This window comes from Microcystis sp. BLCC-F209 (genome assembly GCF_041928595.1).
GTDB lineage: Bacteria > Cyanobacteriota > Cyanobacteriia > Cyanobacteriales > Microcystaceae > Microcystis.
Genome location: NZ_JBHFLL010000325.1, coordinates 1 through 23,696, shown reverse-complemented (window position 1 = coordinate 23,696; position 23,696 = coordinate 1). Strand labels below are relative to the sequence as shown.

The 23,696-nt window shown below is 42.6% G+C and carries 23 protein-coding genes and 2 pseudogenes; 8 read left to right on the top strand and 17 right to left on the bottom strand.

Going from position 1 to position 23,696, the window contains the following annotated elements; translation table 11 throughout:
* Both ACE1AQ_RS21875 and ACE1AQ_RS21870 read right to left on the bottom strand, forming a co-directional pair.
* Window positions 1-2,841 (bottom strand): cadherin domain-containing protein (locus ACE1AQ_RS21875; RefSeq protein WP_374809209.1); only part of this gene is annotated, 2,841 nt, incomplete at its 3' end.
* A gap of 17 nt (window positions 2,842-2,858) precedes the next feature.
* The gene (locus ACE1AQ_RS21870) at window positions 2,859-3,764 is read right to left on the bottom strand and encodes a hypothetical protein (RefSeq protein WP_110546070.1); all 906 of its coding nucleotides are present in this window, start codon (window positions 3,762-3,764) and stop codon (window positions 2,859-2,861) included.
* A gap of 543 nt (window positions 3,765-4,307) precedes the next feature.
* Here ACE1AQ_RS21870 and ACE1AQ_RS21865 point away from each other — a divergent pair.
* Complete coding sequence (locus tag ACE1AQ_RS21865; RefSeq protein ID WP_110546069.1) at window positions 4,308-5,522, top strand: hypothetical protein; 1,215 nt, start codon at window positions 4,308-4,310, stop codon at window positions 5,520-5,522.
* 90 nt (window positions 5,523-5,612) lie between these two features.
* Here the strand turns inward: ACE1AQ_RS21865 and ACE1AQ_RS21860 are convergent.
* From ACE1AQ_RS21860 to ACE1AQ_RS21840, 5 genes and pseudogenes are all read right to left on the bottom strand, one after another.
* Window positions 5,613-6,113, bottom strand: a pseudogene (locus ACE1AQ_RS21860) (transposase); the annotation flags it as partial.
* Window positions 6,114-6,308 (bottom strand): hypothetical protein, encoded by a 195-nt coding sequence (locus ACE1AQ_RS21855; protein WP_172456677.1) that lies wholly within the window; start codon window positions 6,306-6,308, stop codon window positions 6,114-6,116.
* Between the two features lie 21 nt (window positions 6,309-6,329).
* Window positions 6,330-6,662: pseudogene (locus tag ACE1AQ_RS21850) on the bottom strand (transposase); the annotation flags it as partial.
* Window positions 6,663-6,688: 26 nt separating this feature from the next.
* Window positions 6,689-7,699, bottom strand: a complete 1,011-nt coding sequence (locus ACE1AQ_RS21845; protein ID WP_374809207.1) for a hypothetical protein — start codon at window positions 7,697-7,699, stop codon at window positions 6,689-6,691.
* Window positions 7,700-7,753: 54 nt separating this feature from the next.
* Window positions 7,754-8,044: a DUF4347 domain-containing protein gene (locus tag ACE1AQ_RS21840; RefSeq protein ID WP_008198226.1), complete on the bottom strand. Its 291-nt coding sequence runs from the start codon at window positions 8,042-8,044 to the stop codon at window positions 7,754-7,756.
* A gap of 208 nt (window positions 8,045-8,252) precedes the next feature.
* Between ACE1AQ_RS21840 and ACE1AQ_RS21835 the strand changes: the two genes are divergently transcribed.
* Window positions 8,253-9,143, top strand: a complete 891-nt coding sequence (locus ACE1AQ_RS21835) for an alpha/beta fold hydrolase (RefSeq protein WP_008198227.1) — start codon at window positions 8,253-8,255, stop codon at window positions 9,141-9,143.
* A gap of 6 nt (window positions 9,144-9,149) precedes the next feature.
* Here ACE1AQ_RS21835 and ACE1AQ_RS21830 read toward each other — a convergent pair whose 3' ends face one another.
* The gene (locus tag ACE1AQ_RS21830; RefSeq protein WP_008198229.1) at window positions 9,150-9,980 is read right to left on the bottom strand and encodes a hypothetical protein; all 831 of its coding nucleotides are present in this window, start codon (window positions 9,978-9,980) and stop codon (window positions 9,150-9,152) included.
* A 262-nt stretch (window positions 9,981-10,242) separates the two neighbouring features.
* Between ACE1AQ_RS21830 and ACE1AQ_RS21825 the strand changes: the two genes are divergently transcribed.
* Window positions 10,243-10,479 carry a ferredoxin-thioredoxin reductase variable chain gene (locus tag ACE1AQ_RS21825; protein ID WP_008198231.1) on the top strand — a complete coding sequence of 79 codons (237 nt, stop codon included), beginning with the start codon at window positions 10,243-10,245 and terminating at the stop codon, window positions 10,477-10,479.
* Window positions 10,480-10,493: 14 nt separating this feature from the next.
* On the opposite strand, the gene tyrS is transcribed toward ACE1AQ_RS21825, so the two are convergent.
* Complete coding sequence (gene tyrS / locus ACE1AQ_RS21820; protein ID WP_110545854.1) at window positions 10,494-11,711, bottom strand: tyrosine--tRNA ligase; 1,218 nt, start codon at window positions 11,709-11,711, stop codon at window positions 10,494-10,496.
* Between the two features lie 195 nt (window positions 11,712-11,906).
* Between tyrS and ACE1AQ_RS21815 the strand changes: the two genes are divergently transcribed.
* From ACE1AQ_RS21815 to ACE1AQ_RS21805, 3 genes are all read left to right on the top strand, one after another.
* On the top strand, window positions 11,907-13,592 hold the full coding sequence (locus tag ACE1AQ_RS21815) for a glycosyltransferase (protein ID WP_110545859.1): 1,686 nt from the start codon (window positions 11,907-11,909) through the stop codon (window positions 13,590-13,592).
* A gap of 95 nt (window positions 13,593-13,687) precedes the next feature.
* On the top strand, window positions 13,688-13,912 hold the full coding sequence (locus tag ACE1AQ_RS21810; protein WP_039899583.1) for a ferredoxin family protein: 225 nt from the start codon (window positions 13,688-13,690) through the stop codon (window positions 13,910-13,912).
* Between the two features lie 136 nt (window positions 13,913-14,048).
* On the top strand, window positions 14,049-14,786 hold the full coding sequence (locus ACE1AQ_RS21805; RefSeq protein ID WP_008198239.1) for an ABC transporter ATP-binding protein: 738 nt from the start codon (window positions 14,049-14,051) through the stop codon (window positions 14,784-14,786).
* Between the two features lie 144 nt (window positions 14,787-14,930).
* Here the strand turns inward: ACE1AQ_RS21805 and ACE1AQ_RS21800 are convergent, their stop codons facing one another.
* From ACE1AQ_RS21800 to hoxE, 8 genes are all read right to left on the bottom strand, one after another.
* Window positions 14,931-16,016 (bottom strand): alanine/ornithine racemase family PLP-dependent enzyme, encoded by a 1,086-nt coding sequence (locus tag ACE1AQ_RS21800; protein ID WP_008198241.1) that lies wholly within the window; start codon window positions 16,014-16,016, stop codon window positions 14,931-14,933.
* A 4-nt stretch (window positions 16,017-16,020) separates the two neighbouring features.
* Window positions 16,021-17,181, bottom strand: coding sequence for a DUF1611 domain-containing protein (locus ACE1AQ_RS21795; RefSeq protein WP_008198244.1), 1,161 nt, complete (start codon window positions 17,179-17,181; stop codon window positions 16,021-16,023).
* A 22-nt stretch (window positions 17,182-17,203) separates the two neighbouring features.
* Window positions 17,204-17,413, bottom strand: a complete 210-nt coding sequence (locus ACE1AQ_RS21790; protein ID WP_008198246.1) for a DUF3134 family protein — start codon at window positions 17,411-17,413, stop codon at window positions 17,204-17,206.
* Window positions 17,414-17,665: 252 nt separating this feature from the next.
* Entirely contained in the window at window positions 17,666-17,974 is a 309-nt protein-coding gene (gene psb34, locus ACE1AQ_RS21785) for a photosystem II assembly protein Psb34 (protein ID WP_002783665.1), read from the bottom strand.
* Window positions 17,975-18,250: 276 nt separating this feature from the next.
* The gene (gene yvcK / locus ACE1AQ_RS21780) at window positions 18,251-19,624 is read right to left on the bottom strand and encodes a gluconeogenesis factor YvcK family protein (protein ID WP_110545855.1); all 1,374 of its coding nucleotides are present in this window, start codon (window positions 19,622-19,624) and stop codon (window positions 18,251-18,253) included.
* Between the two features lie 73 nt (window positions 19,625-19,697).
* On the bottom strand, window positions 19,698-20,183 hold the full coding sequence (locus ACE1AQ_RS21775; RefSeq protein ID WP_008198255.1) for a Tic20 family protein: 486 nt from the start codon (window positions 20,181-20,183) through the stop codon (window positions 19,698-19,700).
* Between the two features lie 122 nt (window positions 20,184-20,305).
* Window positions 20,306-21,913, bottom strand: coding sequence for an NADH-quinone oxidoreductase subunit NuoF (gene nuoF, locus ACE1AQ_RS21770; protein ID WP_110545856.1), 1,608 nt, complete (start codon window positions 21,911-21,913; stop codon window positions 20,306-20,308).
* A 28-nt stretch (window positions 21,914-21,941) separates the two neighbouring features.
* Window positions 21,942-22,451 (bottom strand): bidirectional hydrogenase complex protein HoxE, encoded by a 510-nt coding sequence (gene hoxE, locus ACE1AQ_RS21765; protein ID WP_002762924.1) that lies wholly within the window; start codon window positions 22,449-22,451, stop codon window positions 21,942-21,944.
* 588 nt (window positions 22,452-23,039) lie between these two features.
* Between hoxE and ACE1AQ_RS21760 the strand changes: the two genes are divergently transcribed.
* Window positions 23,040-23,228, top strand: a complete 189-nt coding sequence (locus tag ACE1AQ_RS21760; RefSeq protein WP_110545857.1) for a hypothetical protein — start codon at window positions 23,040-23,042, stop codon at window positions 23,226-23,228.
* Window positions 23,229-23,368: 140 nt separating this feature from the next.
* A partial coding sequence (locus tag ACE1AQ_RS21755; RefSeq protein WP_374809202.1) for a DUF4347 domain-containing protein occupies window positions 23,369-23,696 on the top strand: 328 nt, incomplete at its 3' end.

The window sequence follows — 23,696 nt, the reverse complement described above, 5'->3', positions numbered from 1 at the left end:
GACTTCGTAACTGTTTTGAGCTTCAAAATTAGGAGTAAAACCGACATAGAAAAGAGCCGAATTCTGAATTAAGAAGCGCTCCCTATCCCGTCCCGTGAGGAAGAGATTATTGGTTCCTAAACCATCATCTTCAATCAGGAGGTCGGCGACTTTAAATTCTGGTGTGACATCGACATTTTCAGCTAACTCGGTGACAGCATTTTGGAAAATTAGGGCTGTGGGAGCTTGATTACTAGGATTTTCATTAACATCATTGACAGTAATTGTCAAGGTTTTCTCAAAACTTAGTCCCCCTTGGTCGGTGGTTTTTACCCGAATACTGTAACTATTTTTGGTTTCAAAATCCGGGGAATTATTAATCTGTAATTGATTCCCTACAATCGAGAATGCTGTATTATCTGTATCTCCTGTTCCTGTAACTAAGCTATAGGTAAAGCTATTACCAGTATCGGGGTCTGTGGTAGAAAATGTTCCAATCACTGTATTAACAGGGACATTTTCATTTACTGTGGTCGCACTTAATGCTAAATCCGTCGGAGCTTGATTACCGGGAGTTTCATTAACATCATTGACAGTAATTGTCAAGGTTTTCTCAAAACTTAGTCCCCCTTGATCGGTGGTTTTTACGCGAATACTGTAACTATTCTTGGTTTCAAAATCGGGAGAATTATTAATCTGTAATTGATTCCCCACAATCGAGAAGGCAGTATTATCTGTATCTCCTGTTCCTGTAACTAAGCTATAGGTAAAGCTATTACCACTATCGGGGTCTGTACCGGAAAATGTTCCAATTACTGTATTGGGGGCAACATTTTCATCTACGGTACTGGCACTTAATGCTAAATTTGTCGGAGCTTGATTACTAGGATTTTCATTATCAGTATCAGTATTAGTAATGATTCCCACAACTGCGTCAGTCGTACCTATGGCATAACCTGTCCCAGGAGCAAGGTTTAAAGTTACGGTTTCATCATCTTCAACATTTGTATCAGCAGTGGGGTCAATTGTTACAGTCGCAGTATCTGAACCAGCAGCGAAAGTAACTGTCCCTGTGGTTGCGGTGAAACTTGCTGCACCAGTTTGGGTGTAATCTGTGTCAAAAGTGGCTGTCCCCCCGACTGTATAATTGACGGTCAAAGCATCAGTTGTTGCTCCGGTGCGAGTGAAGGTATAGACGAAGTTAGTTGTCCCATCTTCAGTAACACTTCCAGGAGAGACAGCAAGAGTAATACTAGGAAGGTTGATAATAGTCAGCAGGGTCTTGACTAAATCATCAGGATTTGGAGCGACAAAGGAACTACCGCCTGTGGTAGTTGCTATTGACTCAAGATCTGGATCAAGAGAACCGAAGTTCCCTGTATAAATTGTATAGATCTCAAGGTTTGCGATCGATGTGTCGGGAGTAGGGGACTCCTCTGTAAACTCAAACGGAGGTAAAGGTTCAGCATCGGGGTTCACTGACAGGGAACGTCCAGACTCATTAGAGTTAATCGGAATTAGAGTAAAAGAGTCCAGACTGCCACTTGCTCCCACCGTGCGCGAACTAGATGTGATGGTAGCCCCAATGTTAGCAGCAAGTGTGGCAACTGTGGCTGCTAGAGAACCGTCCTTAGCAGGTGCATCCGTAAATAGTACCACCCGATGTACGCCAGCCCCTGGTCTCCAGTTTCCCATCGTGCCGTTTAATGCTTTGAGCAGTCCGTCAAATGCTGTTTCTGGCAAGTCGCCGCCTCCAGAAACACCAATTCCATTTAGGGCATTAAGCGCAGCCGTTTTTCGATCAGCAAATTGATCTTGATCGGTAAATGGAAGAATGATTGAAGTAGGCTCACCGATCGTTGTATCTTTAAACCCAACAATGCCAATACGCGCATCTTTTGTATCATCAGCAAATAGGGCATTAATAATTGCAGTACCCTGTGTCTTCACTGCGCCTATGTCATCACCCATACTGCCTGTGGTATCGATGACAAGCGCGAAATCTGATTGATAGGTTAGTCCTTTTTTCTTTAGGTTAAATGTTTCTCCTCCTTTAAACATTACCTTTTCTATGTTGGTGATAGTATCAGTTCCCTCGTTGGCAGCACCACGAACATGACGGGATGTCCAGGTTCCGTCAGGGTTTTGTCGCAAATCATAATCAGTTGGCTTACCTTTGAAACCAACGGTATCTGTGCCATTACCTCCGAATAGACTATCATTACCACCAGCCCCCCATAAGAAATCATTACCATCACCACTCTGGAGAGTATTGGCAGAAGGACCTCCAATCAGCAAGTCTTTTGAGTTGCCAGCCGCCGAAGAGTTCCAGTCACTGTCTCCTGAAACAGCCCTGTCAATTGTCGCACCCTCAGTGTAATCAAAATTTAATTCGTGAAGCGATCCATCAACATCGTAAGCGATATATGATATCTGCTCTGGAAGACCTAGTTCCTGATAAATTTGGTTTACAAATTTGACGTTTTCGCCCTTGTAGTCTGTGACATAATCCCCATTATCACGCCGTCCCGTCAGAGCATGACCTAGCTCATGTACAATGGCTGTTACAGCAGTATCTTCTACGGCCTTACCTGTTGGTGTGATGTAAGTATTGTTTGTCAGAAATGATAGGTCTAACTCTAATTTGCCCGTATTAGGATAGGCTGCAAATGCACCTGGTACAAATTTGATCTCTATGGTTTTTCCAGCATCGATCCAATTATCGAACATTGTTTTTGCCGTTGAAGATCCATCGTATGCTGTTTGCATCGCACCCAGAATAGTTGCTTTGTCGGCAGCAGTAAAGGCAATACCACCATCACTCGGCAAGAAAGTAGTTTTTTCAGCAAAGCTCCAAACCATGATTTTGCTCCTTACAATTAATAAAGTCGGTTAATTCGATATTGATCGAGAGTCAAGATTTGTTGTAAATCAAGAACGTTTTTGTAGCGGATCTCTGTCTTACTTGAAATAAAACATTGATCAACAAGGATTTTCGTTAGATTGGTATATCCATTTGCACCTTGTTCCACGGTCTTTCTCATCGCAGATTGAGCGATATTTGAAAAAGGACCTCGCGTACTTTGCCAGGAATGACGAAATAGCCACAGCACATCTGCTGGAATTCGTTTTGAGATAGAGGGTTGGGGGTTTTCCCCAGAGGGTGATCTCATTATTTCCGAGCCAGCATAGTCCGCGGCATATTGCTGGAACAAACGGTTACCTAGAGGTATAAGTGGCTGAGTGAGAGATGGTCTTTGACCAGATAAGAGAACCTGATCCCACAAAAATTGTCGTTCATTCCAAACAAAAACAGCATCAATTATTGGACTACTTGAGCGACGTATCGCCAGTTGAACCCAAGGACTATCTAAGCGACAAGTTATATTAGCTCGAGATGTTGGCAAGCCTGGGGGAGGCTTGAGGGGTTCATCGCCTGATGTTACTAGGGGTAGTCGGACAAATATGAGATTTATCCTAGATTCTTCTCTCGAATTCCCCTGGCAAGGTTTTGTCTTTGAAAATTTAGCTGAAATGTAATCCGTTAGAGAAGTTATAAATGACTTAAAATATGGGTCATTTACAGCTTTAATTGATCTCACTTCTGACGTAACAGAATCGTCAATAATTCGTATGGCATAACCATTGGAATTACACATCCATGCCTCTGTTGCTTGTGTTGTTCTAAATACTTTGTAAATTACGAAAACTGTCAATACCGATAGCCCAATAGTTACTACATATCGGAGTTTTGCTTTGATTTTTTCTAAAAACTGTTTAGCCATTTATGATCTAAGAAAATAAGTTTTTTGATTATTTTGATTTTGTTTACTTCCTTGGGAGATTCTGTAGTTACTTTGTCCTCAATATTAATTATTTATTCAGGCTATTCAGTCCGTTTTTACACAACATATCCAGTGACTGGCGTAGATTGGGCTTAACGACACAAGACCCACGCAGGTACACTATATCAAAGGATTCTAAATGATTGCCATCGGAGACCGTCAACTCTTTAATTAATCCTTGTTAAGCTAAACGGCTTTTACTTCGGATCACCGATATAGACTCCAAAAGGGTTATAGCTGTTGGATCATGCAGGTTAAGCGCCGTTTAGCTTACTATCCTAGTAGCATTTTTTTTGTCTCGTCAATACATATAAGTTATCTTTATTTTTTTTTACATAAGTTTTACTAATTAAGCACAATAAACTTGATTTAATTTACCTGATAATGTATGGTCGGTTGCTCAACTTCGGGATTGCCGGTAGTGATATTGTAGGATAAGGACAAGTCGAGAAGGCAGGCAATCAGCGTCGGGAGAAACCGCTTATGTTATTTAGCCATTCTTGGGGTGGTCGGTATGATTATCGGAATGGGTGGCGACCTATTTTTCGATTGTTTTTTTTAATTCTCGTCGCTAACATTCCGCGAGTTATAGCCGAACCTTTAGATAAATATTGTCTCTCACCGGTAGAGCGAAAACCCGAGACGAGATTAACATTATCCCCGAATAAAACAGCACGAGTAACAATCCCAATGCGCGGCCAATCGTTGGAGGTGGTCGTCTCCGGTGTCGATACCCTGCTACTGAAACGGAAAGGCACTCCAACGCCTCTGGTATCGGTGAGGGCCCCGCAATACGATTACGGCCAGATTGACGCTCTGGTTTCGACCCGAGATGGTTGGCTCTGGATCGATGGGGGACAAATCGATTACATGGCTCGGCTCGATCTGAATGCTAATCCCCCTACCCTTGGTACACCGAAGGCACTTCCCGAACTCTACGAGCGACCCTGCTCGTTTTGGCATCGTTTCTGGGGTAACTGTATCATCGCTCAGGGAGTTTACAGCCAGGCGTTGGATCGCGTATTGATCACTGGTCATCGCGCTACATTTTGGGGACGATCATCCCTCACCACCTTGGAGATCATTGCTGGAGAAGGGAAAGAGATGGAGTCGATCGCACGGGGTGCTAGTCTTGTTTACCCCGTTTATGATGTCCCGCGATTACGAGGTATTTTGCTCAGAGGGATAAAAGATGAGTTGTTCTTTTACGATGGGATTACTGTCACCACCATACTTTCAGGAGAAAGTGCGCGGAGTCGGAACGGTATAACTGGGTGGTACATCGACAGCACTCACTCTGGGAGAACTTTCGTAACTAACGCTGGTCGTTTCCGCGATCCTTTTCTTAGGGAAATAAAAGCAGGGCCACTGGCGATAGAGATCGCTGTTCCCAAGACACTCGCCGGAAGTTGGTTGAGTTTGTTTCAAAAAGTGGATAAGGAGCCGTTGTGGGGAATTACCCGTCAGTCCCTTTTTGTGGAAATACAAGGCGCTTTCAAACCGGTCGCTACCGTTCGAGAGGGAGCTTTTCTAGACGGACCAGCCGGTATCGAACAGTCGTCAGATGGCTCGATCACTTTCACCGTTAAGGACAAAACCACGGGGCGCTCTACCGATTACCGGCTCGCACGCTCCTCTGTGACAGGCCAGTGCGGGATTCGTTTAAAGGCCCGAAGACCGATATCGCTCACCCCGTAGTTTTTCCCGGGGTAGGCATTGCCCACCACCGTTAAATAAGGGTTTAAAGGTGAATGGGTGGGCAGTGCAGCACCCTAGAGTAAGATGTTCTTATTGGATTTTTGCCAAAGACTGCTTAAATTCTGCGAGAGAATTAGCGGTAACTGCTGATTTTAGTATCTCTTTTAAGAGAGCAAGGTTAGTGATTTTGTCAATCATCTCTTCAATTTCTGAAGAAATCTGTCCGAACCGCACAGTTAAAACTGTTTTTATGTCATCGCGGCTATTTTCTAACACCCCAATTTCCTTGCCAATCTTCTTACCCTGTTCTATTCCTCGCAATTCCATATTAATCATTAAAGGCATGGTTCTTTCCTCCTCAAATTGTTTGATTTTACTCTCTAAACTTGACTGCAATTCAGGGGATAAAGTCATCATATTGTCGATGATTTCAAACAGTTTAATTATCTGTTCCCTCTCGAACTCCTTTTCATATAATCCCCTGATTAATTTCTATTTCCACTGTTCCCGTTCTGGCAGCTTCCCAGTAGTCGCTTTTGTTTTCAGGTGTGCCATGACTATTATAGCAAAGGGATTGCTACTTGTTTCCAATTAGTCACTGATAACTGATAACTGAATAAAGTTTGTCAGCGAAACGTTTTTTGTCTTAAAGTCCAGAAAATGGGTTTCTCCGAAAAACCCTTTTTCTAGGTGAACTTCAGGAAAAAATAAGTATAAAAACGCTTCAAAATACTCGCTTAATGCTTCTTTCCATGGTTCATTATAATTGGCTGTTGTTGGGTTCATTGGAGAAGAAAATTACTGAGACTATTGTTCTAAAAGTTGATGCAACTCATCAAAAGAATTAACGGTTAATGCCGATTTCAGTAACTCATCTAAAATCGATAATACAGCAATTTTATCCACAGCTTGCTCAATTTCTATTGGAATATCACCCAATCGCGTTTTCAGCACCGTTTTAACATAGTTACGAGCATTTTCTAACGCTCCGATTTCCTTACCCTGTTCTATTCCTCGTAACTCCATATTACTCATTAAAGGCATGGTTCTTTCCTCCTCAAATTGTTTAATTTTACTCTCTAAACTTGACTGTAATTCAGGGGATAAAGTCATCATATTGTCGATGATTTCAAACAGTTTACTAAGTAAGGTAGGTATTACCCACACTACTTATTTATGATGATACTAAAAGACTTCCTACACTCCTCAAAAGAATTTACTATAAGTGCGGCTTTTAACATCTCTTCTAAAACCGAAATAACTGAAGCATCATTGAGACATTGTCCAATATCTCCAGGAATATCGCCTAGTCGGTTTTCCAAAACTTTTTTCACAAAATCACGAGCATTTTCTAACGCTCCAATTTCCTTACCAATTTCCTTACCGCGTTCTATCCCTCGTAACTCCCCAATTTCCTCACCAATTTTCCTTCCTCGTAACTCCATATTACTTATTAAAGGCATGGTTCTTTCCTCCTCAAATTGTTTAATTTTACTCTCTAAACTTGACTGCAATTCAGGGGATAAAGTCATCATATTGTCGATGATTTCAAACAGTTTAATTATCTGTTCTCTCTCGAACTCCTTTTCATATAATCCCCTGATTAACCTCCACTTCCACTGTTCCCGTTGTGGCAGCTTCCCAGTAGTCGCTTTTGTTTTCAGGTGTGCCATGACTATTATAGCAAAGGGATTGCTACTTGTTTCTAGTTCTGTCCATCTTTCCTCATAGTCCAGTAATTTGACTGTTGGGAATTTCAGACTCACTTCACAGCCGGCGATAGTATAATTATAGGAATCTGGTCGCCAATTTACTCGTTCATCTCCTAATATAGCGAGACTGATAACTGGTTTCTGATACAAATCAAAGGCCCGATAGTTATAAATATACATCCTCTGAGGGAAATTTTCTTCGTATTGACTTTGAATTTCAATATGAATCAAAATCCAGACTTCTTGTCCCTCAAGTAGCCAAGCCTTATAAAGTTTGTCAGCGAAACGTTTTTTTGTCTTAGCTGAAGCGGTAATCCGTTTGAGTTCTTTTTCTAGGGATTCGGGAGTTTTTGTCCAATCAATTAGTTGGTGAACTTCAGGAAAAAAGAAGCATAAAAACGCTTCAAAATACTCGCTTAATGCTTCTTTCCAGGGTTCATCATAATTGGCGGTTGTTGGGTTCATTTGAGTTGTTTGCTTACTCGTAGGCTGTGAAGCGCGATAGCGTAACGCACCGATTTAATAATAGAGGTGAATGGTGGTAATCTGGGGATTTTGTGGTAAAAAAGCGGATATTTGTTCGATTCCGTCTTGATTGGGAGTGAGAATAACGGTGGCGACTTCTGGAATTACCCCAGCTTGGAGACTTTGATAATCGGTGACACCAGCATCAAGGAAGACTAAGGTAGCGGTTAAACGCTGATTTCTCACACTATTCACCTGATTAGCTTGACTCAAGCCATCAGATTGAGCAAAATTGAACAAAACATCGTCAACAGCAGGAAGGCTCGGCAACAGGGTAGAAGTCATGGTGTTGGCAGCAAAGGATGACTGCGGCTATTTTATGCAAACAATCGCCAATTTTTCAAGACCCCTGTAACAGAAATTAATATTGCAAGAAAACGGGTTTCTCAAAGAAACCCGTTTTCTAAAAATGCTTCAAAATATTCGCTTAATGCTTCTTTCCTGACAGTATATATTAAGAAAAGCAACGAATACTTTACAGATAAACAAAAATATGCAGCAAATTCTAGGATTAGAGACACAACCAAAAATCTGGCATTGGCGGGGATTCAAAATCACCTATCAGAGTGCGGGGGAGACGGGACCGGCGATCGTGCTTGTGCATGGATTTGGGGCATCTTGGGGACATTGGCGGAAAAATATCCCCGTTTTAGGCGAAAAATGTCGCTGTTTTGCCCTAGATTTAATTGGTTTTGGCGGTTCCGACAAACCCGAACCGCAAAAGGAGATCGATTACACTTTCGAGACTTGGGGGGCGCAAATTGCCGATTTTTGTCGGGAAGTGGTGGGGGGTCCCGCTTTTTTGGCGGGTAATTCCATCGGTTGTGTGGCCATTATGCAGGCTGCCGTCGATTATCCCGATTTTGTCCTTGGGGTAGCGGCGATTAATTGTTCCCTCAGACTACTGCACGAAAGAAAACGGGGGAAATTACCCTGGTATCGTCGTTTAGGTGCGGATATTGCCCAAATAATTCTCAAAAATAAAGCAATTGGGGCTTTTTTCTTCCAACAGATCGCTAAACCCCAGACAGTGCGTAAAATTCTCCTGCAAGCTTATCGGCGCTCGGAAGCGGTAACAGAGGAATTAGTAGAAATAATCCTAAAACCCGCCCGAGATCCAGGAGCGATCGAGGTTTTCCTCGCTTTTACTGGTTATTCTGGCGGCCCACTGCCGGAAGACCTACTGCCGATCCTCCCCTGTCGGGCCATTCTGCTTTGGGGTAGCGAGGATCCTTGGGAACCCTTGGCCTTAGGCCAAGAATTAGCACGATTCCCGACAGTAAAACAGTTCATCCCCCTAGCTGGTTTAGGCCACTGTCCCCAGGATGAGGCCCCTGAAATAGTTAATCCGATTTTATTAGACTTCCTGCAAGCTCCTATCTAAGTCCCTCTAGTAACCAGAAGGCCGGGCATTAATCGGTTGTTGGATGGTGAAACCGCGGTTAATACTTGGAGGTGGGACTTGATTGGGGGTGCCATTATTGCTAGGTGGCATTCCCTGATTGGGATAACCGGTGACGTTCGGTTGACTGCCGTAGACGGGGGGCTGATATACGGGAGGTTGATAATAGTTGGATGGGTTGCTAGAGGCCCGGACCGGGTTAGGGTTGGTATTATTCCAGGAGGGTGGGGCCTGAACATTTTGTTGATCGGGGGAATTATTCCCCTGGGGATTAACTTGATTCGGGCTGCCCCCGGGGTTGAGATTAGGAGAATTATTCAAGTTAGCAGTCCGCGAGCGATTTTCGATTTCCCTTTGTAAAGGATAATTGCTAGTATCGCCACTAATCGGTCGCACTTGAATCGGTTGCAGACTTTTACTAGCCTTCGGAGCCTGATTTTGCCTAGTCTGCGGCATTAACGGGGCAAATAAGGAGGGTTTCTCGTTGTTGTCGGGATTAGTGTTTAAAGGATTAAAAGGCTGCGTCGGGGCCGGTTTGTTCGGGCGAGCGGTATTATTATGGGCAGGAATGGCCGGCAGTGGTAGAGCAGTGGGGGGAGGAGCATCGGTAATCTGGTTAGCTCGGATTTCCCGTTCCTCTAAGGACATTCCTGGGGTATCTAATACCGAATCCAACCATTCAGGATTTTGTTGATATACAGAGAAACCAATTAGAGCCAAGGAAAATATTCCTAACGGTAGCCAAAATAAGGGTTGGGCAAAGGGTTTTAATCCCGCCAGGAAATAGCGCATGGAAGAAGAATCTTTATAGTCACTCATACCGCTTAACCCTCTATAGGTTTTCCTCCATGCTATCAAATCATTAAGCAGTTATCAGTTTTTTGCCCTCAGCCGTCAGCCCTGCACCACAGGTGAGGCTCAGGTTGCTCCCAGTATTGCTGCTTACGAACAAAAGTATCGTCAAAGCTCAGGCTCTCGGTTTCAATCTTAAGAGTTTTCAGTTCCCCGTTCCCTGATATAGCGTACAATGATAAGATTGTTTTCAAAGATACAATAGGCGTTTGTCTTCGCTAGAGAGTTTATGAAAGTTGGCGATCGAGTTCGTGTAATTGAGTCTGTGGTAGTTTATCACCATCCTGAACACAAATCGAATCCTTTTGACGTGAAAGGATTAGAGGGAGAGGTGAAAGCGATTGTCACCGAATGGCGTGGTAGGCCGGTTAGCGCCAACCTACCCGTCCTCGTCGAGTTCAGTAAAAAGTTTAAAGCCCATTTTCGAGATTTTGAGTTAGAAATCGTGGAAAAAGCCGCCGAATAGGGACTTTTTCGCTTTTAAGCTACAAAGCGAATAAATTTATTTTTGCCCACCTGTAGGACTTTTCCCCTTAAAGCTTCGGCTGTCTGAAAACTTTTGTCCACATCGGTGATTTTCTCGCTATCGATCCTCACAGCGCCCCCCTGAATCTGTCTTCTCCCTTCGCCGCTACTTTTACACAAGCCGGTGGCCGAGAGAAGATAGAATAATTTCAGGGGAAAAGTGACCGCCGCGAGGGAAAATTCGGGTACAGAAGCCGCGGATGCTGTATTTCCCTGTAAAACTATCTCCTGCGCCGTTTTTTGTGCCTTTAATGCCTCCTCTTTCCCGTGAAACTGGGCAACTACCTCGATCGCCAGTTGTTTTTGTGCCTCCCGCGGATTGCTCGGCATAGCATCTAAGGGCAAATTTGTCAATAGTTCGTAATAATCTTTTAACAAAACGTCGGGGGTTTTTTCCAGTTTCGAGTACATGGACAGGGCCGATTCCCGCAATCCCACATAATTATTCAGGGATTTGGACATTTTTTGACTGCCATCGGTTCCGATTAAAATCGGTAAAAGTAGCCCGAATTGCGGTTTTTTAGCGAAATATTTCTGTAAATCGCGACCGACGGCAATATTAAATTTTTGATCGGTTCCTCCCAATTCGACATCGGCCTCGACAGCCACGGAATCATAACCCTGCATTAAGGGATAGAGAAATTCATGGAGAAAAATCGGGTTTTCCTTGTCGTAGCGTTCGGAAAAGCCTTCTTTTGCCAACATTTGCCCGACGGTCATGGTGGAGAGGAGTTCGAGAATTTGTGAGAGGTCTAATTTCCCCAACCATTCCGAGTTATAGCGAATTTCTAGACGATTAGGGGTGTTAAAATCTAAAATTGGGCGCAATTGTGCCAGATAATTCTCGGCATTGGTTCTCACTTCTTCGATGGTTAATTGTTTTCTAACTTCCGATTTTCCCGTCGGATCGCCGATTCTAGCGGTAAAATCGCCAATAATTACCACTGCTATATGACCAGCATCCTGGAAGGCCCGCAGTTTCCGAAAAGGAATACTATGACCTAGGTGAATATCGCTGCCGGTGGGGTCAATACCTAGTTTAATTCTTAAAGGGCGATCGGTAGTTTGCAGTAGTTGGGTTAAATTTTCCCTAGGATCTTGGGAGTCGGGTTGATGGGGGAATAAATCACTGATTCCACGGGTTAGCCAGTCTAGGGAGGAAGATACGGTCATTGTTGCTCATTTTCCACAGCCTTCCCATTATAGTTTTTTATTATGTCAAGTCACAAGCAAAAGGTAAATAAACCAGCATCTTCAATCAGAGTCGATAACATCTTGACAATTCTCTCGATCGAATATAGAGTCTTAAAATCTTACTCTCCCGAATTTCAAAAAATTTTCTGTCTTGAATTGCGATCAGATAAGCCAATGAATCCTAGTTATAATAACTCTATACCCGTGCAGAGGATCAAAGTTTCTGTAATTGTTTCTACCTATAAATCAGCGGAGTTTATCCGAGGTTGTCTAGAGGATTTGGTTACTCAAACTCTTTATGAAAAGGGAGAAGTAGAAATTATTATTATCGATAGTGCTTCTCCAGAGAATGAAGGGGAGATTATCCAAGAGTTTCAAGAAAATTATCCTAATATTATTTACCAGAGAACTCAAGAACGAGAAACCCTCTATCGAGCTTGGAATCGCGCTATTAAACTAGCTAGGGGTTCCTATATCACCAATGGGAATACTGATGACCGTCGCTGTTTCAATGCTCTAGAAATTCTGGCTAATTATCTAGATAATAATAGAGAGATTAGTTTAGTTTATGCCGATCAATTAATTACCACCATCAAAAATGATACTTTTGCCACCACCCCCGCTTTAAAACATTGGAATTGGCCAAATTACTCCTATCCACAGATGCGTCAAGGTTGTTGTGTGGGTTCTCAACCAATGTGGCGAAAAATGCTGCACGATAAATATGGTTATTTTCAGGAAAATTTTCGCTGTGCTGGTGATTACGAATTTTGGTTAAGAATCGGCAGTCAAGGGGAAAAAATGGCTTTAATTCCTGAGATTTTAGGTTTATATTATTTAAATCTCCAAGGTTTAGAACATGGCAGCAATGGTCAAGCATTAGAGGAACATTATCAAGTATGTAAAATCTATGAAATTCCTCACCCAGAAATTAAGGATATAGAAATTAAACCCAATCCAGTTAAGATGGAAGATTTAGGGAAAATTTTAAATAAGGATGAGCGAGAAAAATTACAAACAATTCAAGCTATCTCCCAGAAGAGATTCCCTATTATTGTTATTGATGGCGTGATCTTTCAAATCGATCAAGGAAAATTAGCTGGGGTTTGGTCTTCAATTCTAGAGCATTGGAGTCAATTAGAATTTAGTCAACACATTGTTATTTTAGATAGAAATAACAGCGCACCACGATGGGAAAAATTTAAATATTGGCCCGCAGAATCCTACGATTATAATTGTACGGGAAAGGATGCCAGAAAAATTCAAGCTATTTGCGATCGCCTACAGGCAAATTTATTTATTTCCACTTTTTATACCAGTCCCTTAACCACTCCTTCTCTGCTTTTGCTTGCTTCTGAATTCCCAGAAGAAAAGGGCAATTTACTGGTAGATTTAGAAAAACACTATGCAATTTTATCCGCGGCTAGAATCATCGCTTTTTCCTCTGAAATCTTCCAAAATTTAATCAATTCATACCCTCAAATTAACCCCAAAAAAATTGATATTATCGAGTTTTTTGAAGTTAATCAAAAACTAGCCGAACAAATCACTAATTTTTTCCAGTATGCGCTCAGAGAAAGTAAGGAATCAAGTCAGAATCAAGTCTGGTTAGAGTTAAGAAAATTACAGGAAGCACAACAGATAATGTATCTGAAACAACAGCAAGATTATCGTACTATGCAAGGGATGGAAATATCCTTAAAAGAATTAGAAAATAATCATAACTATCTCCAGAAAAATAATCAGGAATTACGGGAAGAAATCAACTATTTGTCCTCTCGTAAGGGAATAGTAAAAACCCTAGCGAAAACTTCTATTTTACTTCTTGCTAAGATCAAGAAAAAACTGCCAATATTTTAGAGAATTAAGGCCAAGTTTCCTAACAACGATCCGATCCTGGCACAGCAGTGCCGAAAAGTGGTAAAGTAATGTTAAGAATTAGAGGAGAAAACACTGTGCCACATTCGATCGTCACTGGAATTTGTGAAGGGGTTGCCGATTGCGTTTCCGCTTGTCCCGTGGCCTGTATCCATCCGGGACCGGGTAAAAATGCTAAAGGAACCGATTGGTATTGGATTGATTTTGCCACTTGTATCGACTGTGGTATCTGTCTTCAAGTATGTCCCGTCGAAGGTGCAATTCTCCCAGAAGAACGTCCCGATTTACAAAAAACGCCCTAATTTATCAGTTATCAGTTATCAGTTATTAGTTATCAGATGTAAGTTTTCAGTTTACTGATTACTGTTCACTGAAAATGCACCCCAATTCATAATTCATAATTCATAATTCATATTACTCTCTCCTTTTTACCTTGCCATGGATTACCTTTTAGAAGTTGAACAAGTTTATGCTGGTTATGTGCAGGATTTATACATATTGCAAGGGGTTAACTTTCGCATTGCACCGGGGGAATTAGTCACGGTTATCGGGCCCAATGGTGCAGGAAAATCTACCCTTGCTAAGACGATTTTTGGTTTATTAAAACCCAGTGCTGGAACCATCACTTTTAAGGGAAAAAATATCACTGGTTGGAAATCTAATCAAATCGTTCCCCTCGGAATGGGTTATGTTCCCCAAATTGCTAATGTTTTTCCATCCCTGAGCATCGAGGAAAATCTGGAAATGGGAGCTTTTACGAGCAAAGGAAATATAAAATCTTTAAAAGAGCGCATTTATGTCATGTTTCCTCGTTTGCTCGATCGCCGTCGTCAGAAAGCTGGCACTTTATCCGGAGGAGAAAGACAGATGTTAGCCATGGGACGATCGCTGATGTTGCAACCAGATTTATTAATTCTCGATGAACCTTCGGCAGCTTTATCTCCTATTTTAGTCACCAGCGTTTTTGAACAGATAAAAGCGATTAATCAGACGGGAACTGCCATTATTTTAGTGGAACAGAATGCCAAAAAAGCCCTCATGATGTCCGATCGGGGTTATGTTTTAGAAAATGGTCAAGATCGTTTTCAGGGATCGGGTCAAGATTTACTCAATAACCCAAAAGTAGGGGAATTATACCTCGGTGCGGCTGATCATGGTGCCAAACGAGATGATTAGGAATTTGTTAAAGATTTAGGGTGATTTTGATTTCTTCCCAGAATTTAGCGATAGGATAGTAATTGAGTACAAATCTCTACGGCCCTGATGTCAAGGTGATAAGCCAGCAGACCCTAAATATATCTGTGGATATTTATTCATCGATCAAGACAGTTGTGCTACTGCATTGAGAGCATAACTTTTAGTAATAAAAGGAGAAGTCATGGCTGTTAAAAGTCCTCCGTAATCAAGATTAAAACTGACTTCGCTCCCTACTTTTAACTTCTTATTATGACTATCAAGAACTAGATGATCGCTACTAGAACCTAATATTTTTATCTCCTGACTCGCTTGCAATCCAGAGATAAGAACATCCTGTCTTCCTAATGCAATAATAACTCGACGGTGAATGCCTTGATCAATAAAGCTAGGAACATTACCAAAAGCATCTCGACCAATTTCTCCAGAGGGTAGAGATGGTTTGTCTTTGGATTCGATTACTTCAGCAATTAACCGAAAAGCATCGGTATATAAACCAGGTATCACTTGTCGATTAACTGTTTCACAACCTAATAAAATTGATTCTCCTAAACGCAGATTATTAATCCGACCAACTTCGCTACTTTTTTGATACCATTGATAGTTGGCAGAATTGCCTCCTGAAATAATCGGTAATTTTATTAAAAATTCCTGCTCAATTGTATCTGTTAACACAGATAATTTGCTCATATTATGGGTATCAGGTTTAATACCCCCATAACAAGCCAAATTACAACCCAGTCCAACAATTTTGATAAAGGGAAAAGCGAGGGTTTTTTTGATGAACTTGACGAGATCTTTCGGCAGTACACCTTCTCGTAAATCCCCTAACTCCGTCATGATAATAATGCGGTGTATTTTTTGCTTTTCTTGAGCATAATAGGAAAGTTCCTGAATTGTTGCTAATTCGGTATTTAAGCTGATATCTGCAATGTTAACCACTGATTCTGCTTGACTCAAGGCAGTACGCAACAGAACAAAAGTTGTCACTATTCCTGCTTGTTTCATTTTGAGAATATTTTCGATTCGAGAGTCAGCGATAAAGTTGACTCCACCTTGAATCATCGCCAAGGCGATCGAGGGATCACCCAAAATCGCTTTGGAAACTCCCATCACAGAAAGTCCCTTGCTGCCGTATAATTGGCAGAGTAAACGAGCATTATGGCGTATTTTCGGGAGAGAAATCTCGATTCTTGGTAAAAGGTCTTTCATCAGCCTATTTGCTCCCAATTGCGGGAATTGCAGCTAAAATTTCTCCTTTGATTTTCCGGTTTAATTTCGGAAAGCGATCGCATAAAGCTTGGACTAATTTCTCACATCCGTGTAACAAAACATCAGTAGTCGGTAACTGAAAATCTCGCTCATATTTGGCAATAATACGCTCAGTGGCTGCTGCGGTGAGATTTTCGTGATTAATCGCAATAGCGACAACTTTAGTGGGAGAAATTGCCTCAATTAGTGAAATTTCTTCCTGTAATTTTGGCATGGCTAAATGAGGAAAATCACAGCGAAATTTTCGGGCTGGGGGATGTTGTAAAATAATCCCATCGGGCCTACTTCCTTTCAAAATTCCCAGGGAACTCATAAAAGCAGGATGACTCAGAGAACTTTGTCCTTCCACTAAAATAATATCGGGTTTTTCTTGCTCAAAAGCTTGAACTACAGCATTTTCAATTTCACCGATGACAAATTGAGAAACCAAAGCATCGATCGAAACCCCATATCTTGCTCCCTGCATCAAGCTAGTTTGTCCAGTAGCGACTAAGACAGACTTAATACCCAAGCCTTGGAGAGTTTGATTAACCGCTACCGCAGTGGTCATTTTTCCGCAAGCACAATCGGTTCCTAAAAAGGCAATAACGGGTATATTTACTTGGGAAATTTGCCCAGTAAATACATGAAGATCAGCTAATTGTGGTGGTTTGCGAATGTCTGTAATTTGCACACCATACTGACTAGCTTGATCTCTAAATTCTAAATCTTCGGAGAAGAATTGATGCAAACCATTAATAATATCCATTCCTTGTGCCATTGCTTCTAAAATTAGCAGCCTTTCTAGGGGGGGAATAAACGCTTCTAAGGGTGCTTTGCCGTAGATATAACAATTGGGAACATCTCTAAGTTTTTCTAAGGCTGCTTGTAAATTGGCAAAAATGGGAATATGATTTTTTTTGTCTCCTAATGCTTCTCCCGCATCTTTTCCTGCTAAGGAACTATCCAGCACTCCAACAATTGTATATATTTCTGATTGTCTGATCAAGCCAGCTGCCGTTTTTCCATCCACACGTCCAAACTGATTTTCACAGTAAATTAAAGCCGTTTTTTTCGTTGATACCACTTTCTTAATCTCCTGAATATTAGATAATTGAAATTTCACTCCTAACTCCCAGTAAGACTATTTATTCTTCTTCTTCTATAGCATAATTATCTGGATCGATAATATCGTCTAGTTCTTCTAAAATTTGCAAATCGGGATGAGCATCAGATTGACGTAATTTTAATCTTCCTGTCCGTTCTAACCAATGGAGAAGGGTTTCTTTGGAAGTTATCTGCATAACAGGAATTGCCTGATAGCGAGGTTCTTGACTAAGAGAAGGATTAAATTTCATACCTGTTGAATTTCCTTTGAGAAGTTATCTCTATTGGTTGTTCTATTGTTGATCACGAAGCAACCCACAAAAAACTGAAAAAAATTGTCAAGTTTAGCAAAGTAAAAAAGTTCAGCTGTCAGATTTACTATTTGGACAGATAGATAGAGTCGGTTCCAATATATGCTCCCGATACTTGGGATGCAGACTCTATGGTGTAAATTAAAGTTTTCTTGTCTCGCTCAACTTAAATGTCAATCCTACGGTTTTTATCTAGCTAACGGAAAAGGTGATTAATAACACCAAAGCAACCAATAAAACCGCCCCTAATCCTTGCAAAATATACCATTTTTGCTGTTCTAAAGATGGGTATTTTGATAGATAAATCTTGGGTTCGCTACCATAGTTATTGATGATTCCTTCATCATCTACTGTATAGCCCTCTGGGAGAGGTATATTAAGTGATTGATAGTTTTGCCCGTTTATATCTAGTTTAACCTCAGCAGGAATTAATTCACTTCCATCGCTTGGGGAATAGACTGTCGCACCTGTCTCTTGATTAGATTTAGTAGAGTAGTGCATGATTATCTCTCTTCAAAATCTGAGTATAACACAGAATAAGGCGAAATGGTTTTTCGGCTAATTTTTTCCTAGGGCTTTAATCAGCAAATTTGGCTAATGTCGGCAAATTAAAGCCAAAAATATGATTTTATAACTTGACAAAGCTAGATAAAAACATTTAGTTAAGTACCTAAGCAAAATTAATTACACATATCTAACCACCTCTTGCCTCTTGTCTCTTGCCTCTTGCCTATCTTCACTAGGAAATTAATTTTGCACGACTACTTATCTCGCTATTCACTTTTTAGCATACCAGCGCCATAAAACTCGCGCTAAACGTTGGGGATCGTGACTAACTTTGCCAGTAACTTCATCTTCTGCCATTACATTCGCCAACACAATCCGATAACCCATTTTTCCCACCTCCTCGCGATCTAAAAAGACAGGATGACTATGCTCTTGGGCGTATAATTGTAGGGATTGGGGCGATGGTGAAGTTCTTTGGGCTAAAACCGCATCAACAATGCGTTCTTCACAGACTCCTTCGATCGCCCGAATATGATCAGCCACCGAATAATTATCCGTTTCCCCCGGCTGGGTCATAATATTACAAACATAGACCCGGGGGACTGTCACCTGTGCTAAGGCCTGACGAATGGCGGGAACCAACAAATTAGGGATAATACTGGTATAAAGACTACCCGGCCCGATGATAATATAATCTGCCTCCTTGATTGCCGCTAAAGCAGCCGGTAAAGCGACCGGATCGGCAGGATGACAGCCAATCTGACGAATTTGCCCCATAGCTTCGGTTATCTTCGATTCTCCCTCAATAAGGCGCCCATCGGCTAACTTAGCCCAGAGACTAACATCGGTAAGGGTAGCAGGTAGCACTTTACCGCGAATGGCCAAAACTTTGGCACTAGCATCGATCGCCTGTTCCAGATCGCCGGTAATCTCGGTCATAGCGCTGATAAATAAATTACCAAAACTGTGGCCCGATAAACCATCCCCGGCATGAAAGCGATATTGAAACAATTCCGTTAATAACTTTTCCTCATCGGCTAAAGCGGCGATACAATTGCGAATATCCCCCGGGGGTAAAATGCCCATTTCCCGACGTAATCGGCCCGAAGAACCGCCATCATCAGCTACGGTGACAATAGCGGTGATATTGGAACTATACTGTTTTAAACCGCGTAAAAGCGTCGATAAACCTGTACCGCCACCAATTGCTACAATTTTCGGGCCGCGATGGAGACGACGATGGGTGCGTAAGCGATCGACTAATTCCTCTGATGCGTCTGGTTGTAGTGCTTCTGTAATCGTTTCGACGGTGCGACTCTGACCCCAGAATAACAAAAAGACACCTAGCAAAACCGCCAGCGGCCCGGAAACAGAATTAGGGACCAAACGGGCGATCGTTTCTAATGCTTGGGAAACAAACTCTAAAAAGCGATTAACTGGGGTTAATTTTACCCAAACAGCTAAACCGAAGGAGGTGAGAAAAACGCCGGTTAAACTAATTAAAAGCCAGCGTTTGACAAAAAGACCGGGAGAAAGCCATTTAAACCAACGATTAACTCGTTTAGGCGTTTTTCTGCCCACAGAAGCGGCTATTTTCCCCTTCTGAGCGTTGAGTTCCCGTAGCGTCTGTTTAAATGGACTCATAGATGTGGCCTGGCAGCGAACGCATTGATTCTGGAGAGACTGTAGCCGAAAAAGGGGACAAACTCAAGTTAACTTAACCTCCCACCTGGGAATAGGCCGCCTCGGAAATTGTGGGAATATCGGCGTATTTACCGATAACCGACTGTATAATGCTGTAAACACAGGCGGCAAATGCTCCCAAAAAGACGACGTTAAAAAGAGTTTCTACCACCAAATTCGCCCCTAAACCCCTAGCGATGAAACCTAAGAGCAATCCCAATAAATACACCAAAATATCGATTAAAATCGCCTGCATGGTGTTAAACCGGATAAAATGACTGATGCGGGGATTGCGTACCACGGCCAAAAAGAGGACGAAAAAGATAATTAAATTGCCAAAGGTTCCCAGGGAACTATAGAGAAAAGCTAAGGGAGTTAAAACTATTGCTAAGGCCGCTCCTAAGAAAGGGATTTGCTGAAAGATAAAGATACCGAAGGCAAAGGCCGAATATAAGGGTAAAAGATATACTAAGGCTGCAAAAATGCGATCTTTTGTATCGGTTGAGCCGCGCCAAGTCATAATCTATTGTCTCCTGAGACTACTGCTAACTCTCTTCAAGATAACCCGGCAGCCCACCAGACTTCCCATAACCAAAGAAATTGATCGAGGCCGAAGATTGTTAGGCCTCGATCGAGTTATTCTCAAACAGAGACGGGGTGCTTGATTTCCTGTAACAGAGCCAGATATTCCTCCTTAAAATACTTTAGGGTACTTAAAATCGGATTGGGAGCGCTTTGGCCAAGACCACAAAGACTGGTTTCTTTGACCATTTGACAGAGATGTTCTAGGTTTTCGAGGTCGTGAATATCGGCCTTTCGAGCGATAATTTTGGCCAATAATTCAAACATTTGTACTGTTCCCGTGCGACAGGGGATACATTTACCACAGGACTCCTCGCGACAGAATTCCATATAGAATTTCGCCACTTCCACCATACTGGTGGTATCATCCATGACCACCATACCCCCGGATCCCATCATCGAACCGAGTTTGGCTAAGGATTCGTAATCTACGGGAGTATCGAGTAAATTAGCGGGAATACAACCCCCGGAGGGGCCGCCGGTTTGTACCGCTTTCACCTGACCATCGGGAACACCCCCCCCCATCTCCTCGACAATTTCCCGGAGAGTAATACCCATCGGCACTTCAATCAGCCCATTATTGCGGATTTTTCCCGTCAAAGCGAAGATTTTTGTGCCTTTACTGCTGGCAGTACCGATATTGGCATACCAAGCGGCTCCCTCGCGGATAATAGCGGCGATATTAGCGTAGGACTCCACGTTATTAATCAGGGTGGGACAACCATCGAGGCCCGATTGGGCCGGATAGGGGGGACGGGTGCGGGGAGTGCCGCGGCCGCCTTCGATGGAATGGATGAGAGCGGTTTCCTCTCCACAGACAAAAGCTCCCGCCCCGATGCGGATATCCACCTTAAAATCGAAAGTGGACTCGAATACTTGGGAACCCATTAAACCAAATTTTTTGGCCTGATTAATCGCTTTTTGCAGACGATCAATCGCCAGAGGGTATTCGGCTCTAACATAGATATAACCATGATCCGCCCCCACAGCATAGGCAGCGATCGCCATTCCTTCCAGGACTAAATGGGGGTCACTTTCCAAAACACTGCGGTCCATAAACGCGCCAGGGTCCCCTTCATCAGCATTACAGATAACGTATTTTTGTTTACCCGGTTGTTTAGCCACCGTCGCCCATTTTAAACCAGTGGGATAACCCGCACCGCCTCGGCCGCGCAAACCGCTTTGGGTGATTTCCTCCACCACCTGGGCCGGAGTCATCTCGTAGAAGGCCTTGTAGAGAGATTGATAACCCCCGACGGCTATATATTCCTCAATGCGATCGGGATCGATTTTACCGCTATTTTCCCGGACAATTTTGACTTGATGGGAGAAAAAGGGATGTTTTGAGTCCCCTAATTGCACCTCGGTTTTGCCGCCGTTTAAGGCTGCAATAATGCTGGCCGCACTTTCCGGGGTGACTTCTTCGTATAGGAGATCCTGGGGATCCACTTCCACCAACGGACCGCGACCACAAAAACCCATACAACCGACCCCCACCACTTCGACTGTATCCTCTAGGTGTGCCTCTTTGACGGCAGTGGCGAGGTTTTTTTCGATTTGGAGGGAGTTAGCAGCTTGGCAACCGGTGGAAGTGCAACAATGCACCCGGATGCTTTTTTGTCTAGCTTTTTCCTTCTCGGCCACTGCCAATAATTCTTGTAAGTCCATATTCTTCTCAATCCACTAGAGTGAAAAATTACTGGGAGAAACTCTGTAGTTTCGCTAAGACAGTTTCCGAATCTTGTTTCGGGGCCACGACTCCATCGAAGACCACGGCCGGCGCAATCCCACAGGCCCCGATACAACGGGCCGACACTAGGGAAATTTCTCCATCGGCGGTGGTTTCTCCCACTTTGACATCAAAGGCGTTTTCGATGTCTTCGAGGATTTTGCCGCTGCCTTTGACATAACAAGCAGTCCCCATACAGATGATACAGGTGTGTTTTCCCGCCGGTTTCAGGGAAAAGAGATGATAGAAGGTTGCTACCCCATAGACGCGACTGAGGGGCAGTTTTAGCGCCCGGGCAACGTAGAGGAGAACATCTTCTTCTAGGAATCCAAAGGCTTCTTGAGCTTTGTGCAGGACTTCAATCAGGGCTGATTGATTATATCCTGCCCGCTTCATGGTGATGTCGAGGACTTTGAAGCGTTTATCGCCACTGGGATGCTCTTTTTTCTCCGTTTGACGAGGATTGGCAGTTTGCATAAATCTGAACCAAATAAATTTTAGGGGCGATGACGGGAAAAAGATGGAGAGTTGTCGGTTTTCCTTGGTCATCTCCCTGCTTTTATTCTGACACTGGCTCCGGAGGGCGATCGATAACTTTATCTTTCCTTTAGTTATTGGGGGATATTCAGTTATCAATGACCAGTAATCAGTTATCAGTCAGGGATTAGGAGATGGGGAGATGGGGTAAAAAGCTGCACTTGTCTCAACACTATAACACCCTGAAGCAATCTCATATATTTAGAAAACGGGTTTCTTCGAGAAACCCGTTTTCTATATTTTTCCTGATAAACGTTAATTTCTGTTACAGTGGCTTCTTTATCTAAGGTGTAGGGTGCGTTAGGCGAATATCAATTCCGTCAAAAAAACCAAATTAACAATCCGCCGTAACGCACCACCTCTATTATTAAATTGGTGCGTTATGCTATCGCGCTTCACAGCCTAGGAGTAAGCAGACAACTCAAATGAACCAAACAACCGCCAATTATGATGAACCCTGGAAAGAAGCATTAAGCGAGTATTTTGAAGCATTTTTAAGCTTCTTCTTTCCCGAAGTTCACCGATTGATTGATTGAACAAAAAAGCCGTGATGCCATAAAAACAGTTTTGCAAGCTCGCTTAGGTGAAGTTCCTTTAGATGTGGAACAATACCTCAATGAAGTTTCGGTGCTGTTTAAATTGCAAGAGATTGTTAAATTAGCAGCTACCGCTAATTCTCTCGCAGAATTTAGGCAGTCTTTGGCAAGAATCCAATAATCTTATCCTAATATCTAGAAAACGGGTTTCTCCTTTGAGAAACCCGTTTTCTGTATAATGTTAATTTTTGTTATATCCCCCTTGAAAAATTCGGGATTCTTTGCATAAAATAGTCGAAGTCATCCTTTGCGGTCAATGTCATGACTTCTCCCCTGTTGCCGATTCTTCCTGCTGTTGACGATGCTTTGTTCAATTTCGCTCAATCTGATGGCTTGAGTCAAGCTAATCAGGTGAATAGTGCGAGAAATCAGCGTTTAACCGCTACCTTAGTCTTCCTTGATGCTGGTGTTACCGATTATCAAAGTCTCCAAGCTGGGGTAATCCCTGGAGTCGCCACCGTTATTCTCACTCCCAATCAAGACGGAATCGAACAAATATCCGCTTTTTTACCACAAAATCCCCAGATTACCACCACCACCTCTATTATTAAATCGGTGCGTTACGCTATCGCGCTTCACAGCCTACGAG

Coding starts and splice junctions, on each gene's coding strand:
- ACE1AQ_RS21840 (WP_008198226.1), bottom strand. CDS start 8,044: ATGACTTCTACCCTGTTGCCGAGCCTTCCTGCTGTTGACGATGTTTTG.
- ACE1AQ_RS21825 (WP_008198231.1), top strand. CDS start 10,243: ATGAAAGTTGGCGATCGAGTTCGTGTAATTGAGTCTGTGGTAGTTTAT.
- ACE1AQ_RS21815 (WP_110545859.1), top strand. CDS start 11,907: ATGAATCCTAGTTATAATAACTCTATACCCGTGCAGAGGATCAAAGTT.
- ACE1AQ_RS21865 (WP_110546069.1), top strand. CDS start 4,308: ATGTTATTTAGCCATTCTTGGGGTGGTCGGTATGATTATCGGAATGGG.
- ACE1AQ_RS21855 (WP_172456677.1), bottom strand. CDS start 6,308: ATGAACCCAACAACAGCCAATTATAATGAACCATGGAAAGAAGCATTA.
- ACE1AQ_RS21805 (WP_008198239.1), top strand. CDS start 14,049: ATGGATTACCTTTTAGAAGTTGAACAAGTTTATGCTGGTTATGTGCAG.
- psb34 (WP_002783665.1), bottom strand. CDS start 17,974: ATGCACTACTCTACTAAATCTAATCAAGAGACAGGTGCGACAGTCTAT.
- ACE1AQ_RS21775 (WP_008198255.1), bottom strand. CDS start 20,183: ATGACTTGGCGCGGCTCAACCGATACAAAAGATCGCATTTTTGCAGCC.
- ACE1AQ_RS21870 (WP_110546070.1), bottom strand. CDS start 3,764: ATGGCTAAACAGTTTTTAGAAAAAATCAAAGCAAAACTCCGATATGTA.
- nuoF (WP_110545856.1), bottom strand. CDS start 21,913: ATGGACTTACAAGAATTATTGGCAGTGGCCGAGAAGGAAAAAGCTAGA.
- ACE1AQ_RS21790 (WP_008198246.1), bottom strand. CDS start 17,413: ATGAAATTTAATCCTTCTCTTAGTCAAGAACCTCGCTATCAGGCAATT.
- tyrS (WP_110545854.1), bottom strand. CDS start 11,711: ATGACCGTATCTTCCTCCCTAGACTGGCTAACCCGTGGAATCAGTGAT.
- ACE1AQ_RS21800 (WP_008198241.1), bottom strand. CDS start 16,016: ATGAAAGACCTTTTACCAAGAATCGAGATTTCTCTCCCGAAAATACGC.
- hoxE (WP_002762924.1), bottom strand. CDS start 22,451: ATGCAAACTGCCAATCCTCGTCAAACGGAGAAAAAAGAGCATCCCAGT.
- ACE1AQ_RS21830 (WP_008198229.1), bottom strand. CDS start 9,980: ATGAGTGACTATAAAGATTCTTCTTCCATGCGCTATTTCCTGGCGGGA.
- ACE1AQ_RS21845 (WP_374809207.1), bottom strand. CDS start 7,699: ATGAACCCAACAACCGCCAATTATGATGAACCCTGGAAAGAAGCATTA.
- yvcK (WP_110545855.1), bottom strand. CDS start 19,624: ATGAGTCCATTTAAACAGACGCTACGGGAACTCAACGCTCAGAAGGGG.
- ACE1AQ_RS21835 (WP_008198227.1), top strand. CDS start 8,253: ATGCAGCAAATTCTAGGATTAGAGACACAACCAAAAATCTGGCATTGG.